This window comes from Streptomyces sp. NPDC058375 (assembly GCF_042723425.1).
Taxonomy (GTDB): Bacteria; Actinomycetota; Actinomycetes; order Streptomycetales; family Streptomycetaceae; genus Streptomyces; species Streptomyces durocortorensis.
In genome coordinates, this window is sequence record NZ_JBHXJG010000383.1 from 1 (window position 1) to 4,700 (window position 4,700).

Here is a 4,700-nt window from a genome sequence, read left to right on the forward strand (position 1 = left end):
GGGCGGCGGCCACCATCAGGACGCCGACGGTGAGGAGTATGGAGCGTGACTCGCCCCCGACGACTCCGTCGACGACCCGGCCGAGCAGCAGGACCGGGAGCACTTGGAGCGCGGCCCCGGCCACCGTGGTGAGGACGGTGGAGGCCGTCAGCCACGGGGCCCGCCGGCAGTGCTCGGCCACCCAGCGGGCGGCCTCTCCCCCGGTCGCCGTGCGCAGGGTCGTCGAGGTGACGGGGGTGTCGGTGACAGTCACACGGAGACCGATTCTCGCCGGGGGACGGGCCGTCGGGTCGGCATCGTTACTTGGCCGACTCGACGAGCTCGTCGATCGCGTACGGGAGGGAGAGCAGGGTGCCCTGGGACATCGCGGCGCCGACCGCGGGGCCTTCGCTGTCCAGCAGGTAGGAGACCTTGCCGTTCTTGACGGCCGGGAGGTTGGCGAACAGCTCGAACTTCTTGAGCGCCTCCGTGTCGGCCTTGTCGTTGACGACGAAGATGCGGTCGACGTCGATCAGGTCGATGCGCTCGGGCGAGAGCTCCGCGGAGAAGCCGCCGTCGGCGATCTTGTCGATCTCGGTCTGGTAGGTGAATCCGGTGCCCGTGACGAGGCGGCCGCGTACGTCGGTGGAGGTGAACGCCGAGATCGAGTCCTTGTACCAGGACAGGGCCACGGCCTTCTGCCCGCCGAAGTCGGGGTTGGCCTTCTTGGCGGCGTACAGCTGGGTCTGGATGCCCTCGACCAGTTCGGCGCCCTCCTTCTCCTTGCCGAGCGCCTTGGCGATGTGCGTCGCGTTGTCCTGCCACGGGGCGCTGAAGAGTTCCTTCTCGCCCTTGGTGCGGCCGACGGTCGGGGCGATCTTGGAGAGCTTCTCGTAGGCCGCCTTGTCGACCTCGGAGTAGACCGCGATGATCAGGTCGGGGCGCAGCGAGGCGATCTTCTCGAAGTTGGGACCGGCGTCGCCGTTCTTCATGACGACCTCGGGGCGGGTGTCGCCCCACTGGTCCTTCACCCAGGGCCACTGGGTGTTGATGTCGGGCGTCTGGCCGGCCGGGTTCGGGTACTGGTCGACCATGCCGACCGGCTTGATGCCGAACGCCAGGACGGCCTGGTCGTCGGTGTAGCCGACGGTGACGACCCGCTTCGGGGCCTGCTTGACCTCGGTGGATCCGAACGCGTGCTCCACGGTGACCGGGAACGCGCCTTCGGCCGCGGCCGGGGCGTCGTCGTTCTTCGTCTCGTCCGCCGAGTCGTCGCCGCATCCGGCGAGGAGACCGACGCCGAGGGTGGCAGCGGACACCGCCGCGGCCAGTCTCTGCCACGGCTTGAGGGGCGTCGTTCGATCGAGAAGCATCCGTCAATCCCTTGCTTTCGCGCTGTCCACTGCGCCCCGGTATGAGGGCAGCCAGACTGTACCCCGAGCAAGTGAGGCCAGCCTAGCCTAACTGAATAACTTTCCACTGGTCAGGACGAGTTGGAGCCGGCGGTTCGTCAGACTCCCTCAGGATCACCGCCGTTCGGCATCGGACTACGGTTCGATCCGCACATGAGCCCGGCCGATCGGAACGATCAGCGGCCGGTCGCCCACCGGGTCGTCGATCACCTTGGCCCGCAGCCCGAACGCCTCGTGCAGCAGCTCTGCGGTGATGACATCCCGGGGGTGCCCCTGCGCGAGAACGGCGCCCGCACGCATGACGACGAGGTTGTCGCTGTAGCGGGTGGCCAGGTTGAGATCGTGCAGCACCATCACGACGGTGCAGCCCGACTCGTGCAGATCGTCGACCAGGTCGAGTACGTCGATGGCGTGGGCCAGGTCCAGGTAGGTGGTCGGCTCGTCCAGCAGCAGCAGGTCGGTGCCCTGAGCGAGGGTCATCGATATCCACACGCGCTGGCGTTGACCGCCGGAGAGCGAGTCGACGGGCCGGTCGGCGAGGTCCGCCACTCCGGTCATGGCCAGGGCGCGCCGCACCACGTCGGCGTCGTCCGAGGACCACTGGCGCAGCCAGCTCTGGTGCGGGTGGCGTCCGCGGGCGACCAGGTCGGCGACGGTCAGCCCTTCCGGGGCGACCGGCGCCTGCGGCAGCAGCCCGAGCTTCTTCGCCACGTCCTTGGTCCGGAGCGTGCCGATGTCCTCGCCGTCCAGCACGACGGTGCCGCCGGCCGGTTTGAGCAGCCGGGTCAGCGTGCGCAACAGGGTGGACTTGCCACAGCCGTTGGGACCGATGATCGTCGTGATCACCCCGGACGGGATGGCCACGTCGAGCTGGTCGAGGACCGTCCGGTCGCCGTACCCGACGGTGATGCCCCTGGCTGCCAGCCGCGGGGCGTCCTTGACGCCGACATCGGTCCGGACGGTGAACTGAGCGGCCACGAGCCCCCCTTGTCGAGGTCAGCCTTACTTCTACTGAGGTCAGCCTTACTTCTACCATCTACCGGAGGTTCGCCCGTACCAAGAGGTAGACGAGGAACGGGCCGCCGATCACGGCGGTGACCACGCCCACCGGCAGACCGATCGGCAGCGCCGCGCGGGCGATCAGGTCGGAGCCGATCAGCAGGAGTGCGCCCACCAGGCCGGAGGCGATCAACGGCGGTGTGGCCCAGCGCGCCAGCCGCATCGCCACCTGAGGGGCCACCAGCGCGACGAACGGGACCGGCCCCGCCGCGCTCACCCCCACCGCCGCCAGCAGGACCGCGCAGAGCAGCAGGACGGCCCGCACCCGGCCGAAGCGCACGCCCAGCCCGGCGGCGACGTCGTCGCCGAGGTGCATCGGTTTGAACGGAAAGGCCACGGCGGCCAGGACGACCAGCAGGACGAGGGTGCACCAGAACGCCACCCCGACCTCGTCCCAGGAGCGGTTGTCCAGCGAGCCGACCAGCCACGCTTGGGCGCGGGCCACGTCCCGGATGTCGGCCGAGACCAGCAGCCAGGTCGTGATCGCCTGCATCATGGCGGTCACCGAGATGCCGATGAGGATGAGCCGGAAGCCGTCGACGCCGCGCCGCCAGGCGAGGAAGTAGACCAGCAGGCCCGTGCCGAGGCCGCCCAGGAGGGCTGCGGCGGACAGCCCGACCGAACCGGCGATCGCCGCGGCGGTCCCGCCCGTCGCCGTCACCAGGAACACCGCCACGGCCCCGGCGCCGGCGGTGATCCCCAGGATGTCCGGGCTGGCGAGCGGGTTGCGCGCCACGGACTGGGTGATCGCCCCGGAGACGCCCAGGGCGATCCCCACGATGAGCCCGGCCAGGGCCCGGGGCATCCGGAGGTCCATGACCACGAACTCGTCGACCTGTTCGCCCTGGCCGAGGATGGTGGCGATCACCCGGGAGAGGCCGATGGGGAAGTCCCCGACGCTGATGGAGAGGCAGAAGACCAGGAAGGACGCCGCCGCCAGCACGAGCGTGACCAGGACGAGCCAGGGCCGCCAGACGAACGACACCTGACCGAGCCGCACGCCAGGCGGCAGTGACGCTTTCACTTCGGTCCCACTGGTCCCACCAGTCCCACCGGTACCGCCAGTTCCGCTGGTCCCGCCGGCCACACCGGTCACTTCGGTCCCGTTCATGCGCTCCCGAACTTTTCTCATGCGCTCTTGAACTTCCCTCGCCACACCAGGACCGCGAAGAAAGGGGCCCCGAGGAGGGCGACCACGACACCCGATTCCAGCTCGCCGGGCCGTACGACCACCCGGCCCACGATGTCGCAGACCAGCAGGACACCGGCCCCGAGAAGACCCGCGTACGGCACCAGCCAGCGGTAGTCGGGGCCGGTCAGATAGCGGGCCACGTGGGCCACCATGAGGCCGAGGAAGGCAATGGGGCCGCAGGCCGCGGTGGCGGCGCCCGCCAGCAGCGTGATGGCGACGATGCCGATGGTCCGGCTCGCCGCGATGTTCACGCCCAGTCCCCGCGCCACGTCGTCGCCCAGGTTGAGGAGGTTGAGGGCGGGCAGCGTGATCAGGGCCAGGACCAGGCCGACGGCGATGAACCCCGTGACCGGCCAGATGACGTCGAAGCGAACCCCGGCGACGGAGCCCGCGTTCCAGAACCGCAGGGCGTTCAGCGACTCCTTGTCGGAGAGCGCCACCGCCGTCGTCATCGCCGCGAGGAACACGGTGACGCCCTGCCCGGCCAGGGCGAGGGTCAGCGGGTTGCCCGCGCCCCTGCCGATGCTGGCCAAGCCGAAGACGACGACCCCGGCGAGACCCGCGCCGACGAAGGCGAACCAGACGTACTGGAACGGGTCGGTGAACCCGAACACGGCGATGACCGACACCACGGCGAAGGAGGCCCCGGCGTTCACCCCCAGCAGTCCGGTGTCGGCGATGGGGTTACGGGTGTACCCCTGGATCAGCGCCCCGCCGACCCCCAGGGCCAGACCCGCCACGAGCGCGAGGACCGTCCGGGGCACGCGTACGGTCTGGACGATGAGCCGGATCTCGGTGAGCTTCTGGTCGGGCTCGGGCTCCGCGAACAGCCCGTGCCAGACCTCGCCGGGGGTCAACGCGCGCGCCCCGACGGCCAGGGACACCGTCGCCGCGATCACCAGAGTCACCGTGAGGACGACCAGCCCCACGACCCTGCGTCTGCGGGGGTCCGTCGTCGCCGCCGGCACGGGGCGCTCCACTGCGGTGGTGAACATGACGACGAACGATATCCCTTTGATCGGATCGGTCGAGCTCGGCCCGCCCGGCAGGTCACGGGC

At 70.1% G+C, this 4,700-nt stretch carries 4 protein-coding genes and 1 pseudogene; all 5 read right to left on the bottom strand.

Translation table 11 applies throughout. The features are described from left to right. Positions 1-253: pseudogene (locus ACFWM7_RS33715) on the bottom strand (ABC transporter ATP-binding protein); the annotation flags it as partial. Between the two features lie 46 nt (positions 254-299). Next, positions 300-1,352 carry an iron-siderophore ABC transporter substrate-binding protein gene (locus ACFWM7_RS33720; protein WP_383268163.1) on the bottom strand — a complete coding sequence of 351 codons (1,053 nt, stop codon included), beginning with the start codon at positions 1,350-1,352 and terminating at the stop codon, positions 300-302. A 174-nt stretch (positions 1,353-1,526) separates the two neighbouring features. Beyond that, positions 1,527-2,369, bottom strand: a complete 843-nt coding sequence (locus tag ACFWM7_RS33725; RefSeq protein WP_383268166.1) for an ABC transporter ATP-binding protein — start codon at positions 2,367-2,369, stop codon at positions 1,527-1,529. Between the two features lie 58 nt (positions 2,370-2,427). Continuing rightward, the gene (locus ACFWM7_RS33730) at positions 2,428-3,561 is read right to left on the bottom strand and encodes a FecCD family ABC transporter permease (RefSeq protein ID WP_383268169.1); all 1,134 of its coding nucleotides are present in this window, start codon (positions 3,559-3,561) and stop codon (positions 2,428-2,430) included. Between the two features lie 17 nt (positions 3,562-3,578). Then, the gene (locus ACFWM7_RS33735; protein ID WP_383268172.1) at positions 3,579-4,637 is read right to left on the bottom strand and encodes a FecCD family ABC transporter permease; all 1,059 of its coding nucleotides are present in this window, start codon (positions 4,635-4,637) and stop codon (positions 3,579-3,581) included. Between the last annotated feature and the right edge of the window lie 63 nt (positions 4,638-4,700).